This is a genomic window from Arthrobacter sp. UYNi723, from assembly GCF_054057635.1.
Genome location: NZ_JBSRZM010000075.1, coordinates 1 through 2,043, shown reverse-complemented (window position 1 = coordinate 2,043; position 2,043 = coordinate 1). Strand labels below are relative to the sequence as shown.

3 protein-coding genes are annotated in these 2,043 nt (G+C 62.8%); 2 read left to right on the top strand and 1 reads right to left on the bottom strand.

Annotated elements, in window-relative coordinates:
- Positions 1-185, bottom strand: a 185-nt coding sequence (locus ACVWY0_RS22245; RefSeq protein WP_485838626.1) for a hypothetical protein, incomplete at its 3' end; no start/stop codon positions are given.
- Between the two features lie 223 nt (positions 186-408).
- Between ACVWY0_RS22245 and ACVWY0_RS22240 the strand changes: the two genes are divergently transcribed.
- Together ACVWY0_RS22240 and ACVWY0_RS22235 are read left to right on the top strand one after the other, a co-directional pair.
- Positions 409-1,113, top strand: coding sequence for a hypothetical protein (locus ACVWY0_RS22240; RefSeq protein WP_485838625.1), 705 nt, complete (start codon positions 409-411; stop codon positions 1,111-1,113).
- Positions 1,110-1,715 (top strand): class I SAM-dependent methyltransferase, encoded by a 606-nt coding sequence (locus ACVWY0_RS22235; RefSeq protein WP_485838624.1) that lies wholly within the window; start codon positions 1,110-1,112, stop codon positions 1,713-1,715. Before ACVWY0_RS22240 ends, ACVWY0_RS22235 begins: the two co-directional genes overlap by 4 nt.
- The last annotated feature ends 328 nt before the right edge of the window (positions 1,716-2,043 follow it).

Below are 2,043 nucleotides of genomic sequence, written 5' to 3'. Positions count from 1 at the left end.
TCCGCGCATTGGCCCCGGCGCGGACGCCCGCGCACCAGGGCCAGGTCCGTGCCGGTGCCGTGCCGGATCAGCCGTTCCCGCGCCCAGCCCCACGGGCGCAGCCTGCCCCTGCACCCCGGGCACGCCAACCGCCCGCCAGCCAGATCCGACTCGACAGAGACAGCCTCATGATTTACCGTGAGCATCGGCGCGGCCTTTACGCGTCAGAACGGCCGGCGTGGTGCTTCGAAACTCCCACGCCGGCCGTTCGCCTTATCCGGACATCGTCAGCCTGACGCCGCCGACGGCACTAAATCAAGACACCACGGGAAAAACCTGCATCGTCATCGCCAGAGACGCCCCTACCGCCAAACACTGCGACGCGTAACAGAAGCTGGGCGAGCCCCATGGCAGGGAAGGAGACAAGGGATGTTCTCACTCGGAATAGAAATAGAACCTGAACTGGTAGCCCGGCAGGCTGACTGGTTTGCACCGACGCGCCAGCCGTTTCTCGTCCCGAAGGACAGCGCGGACTCGATCGGCAGGGCACCGTTGAGTGGAGGACTCCCTGCCGAACTCCGGGATACCTTCGAAATTTACAACGTTCCGGACGAGCTGGTCTGCGTCCTTGTTGGCGAAGAAGAGTTCAACGATCTGGGGCGCACGGCCCGGTCGGACCTGGTGCGAAGTCAGATCAGGCTAGGGCGGGAAGTCATCCCCTCCGTTCGCAGTGCCCCGGCGGACGTGCGGGCACTGGCGGGCACCTTTCCCCACGCCAGCGGCCCGAACTGCTTCGGGACCGTGATGGCGGCAGCTGGTGGATCAGAAGCTGCTGACGTTTGGATGCTGCAGGAGCCTTTCGAGGAGTGGCTTTCCGCGGTCGCTGTCCCAGGTGGAAATGACAACGACCCGGGTACCGTGTTCGTCTGGCGCTCTACTAGCGGCCTGGCGCAGCATGCCGCTGTCACGATCGGAGGCGGATACGCGCTCCACAAACCCTCGCAAGGCTGGATGAGCCCGAGGAAAGTCCTCACCGTTCAGGAAGTCATCGCAAGCGCTAGGCAGCCCGGTCGTCGATTAACCCGATACGCACTGACCGTCTCAAGGGACCGCCTAGTCCGGGTGGCTGCATGACGGACGCAGAGGTCGAGACCGCGTACTCAAAGAGAGCTGCCGAGTACACTGCAAGATTTGGGTCGGTCGAGTCCACTCATCCAGCTGATCGGAAGCTCGTAGCCGACTGGGTCGCACCTCTGGTGGGGCCAGTGCTGGATGTAGGATGCGGGCCCGGCCATTGGACCAAGTTCCTCGCGGACCAAGGGGCGGCGGTCGAAGGAATCGATTTGGTGCCGGCGTTTATCAAGCAAGCAGAAGCATCCTTCCCCGGCATCCCATTCCGCGTCGCCTCCCTCACGAGTCTCGGAGTTCCCGAAGGATATGCATCCGGCATCCTGGCTTGGTACTCGCTAATCCACTTTGAACCCGACCAGGTTCCCTCCGTTCTCCGGGAACTGGCACGGCGCCTGACTCCTGGCGGACTTCTCCTGCTAGGTCTGTTTGAAGGAGACGAAATCGCGAGATTTCCACATGCGGTGACGCCTGCGTACTCCTGGCCCGTGGGAGACCTCAGCAGGATCCTTAGTGCAGCCGGCTTCGAAACCATCTCCCATCAGCGACGAACTGATCCTGGTCATCGGCCGCACGCCGCTATCAGTGCACGCCTGAGCCATTCATAAGAGACAGCAACCGGAGGAATGCGGGCAGGCGAAAGGTAAACCGAAACTACAACAAGGCTTGGGCTGACCTGTAACCGGAAAGGCGCCGGCCTGGGTCGAATCGGCAGTGGGCCAATCCTCGCGTGATGTGATCCAGTCAACAGAAACCCGTTCTGGCCGAATACTGCACCGGGACTCCGGTGAGCCCCTCAGATTCCCCGCCACGACGCGGATCCTGGGGGCATAGGGCCCGTTGTGGGGGTGGATTTGCGGTGGGGGTTGGGTGGGTGTATTGTTTTCTAAGTCGCCGCGAGGGGAACAGCGAAGAGCTGGTTACCGCGGGCGGCCA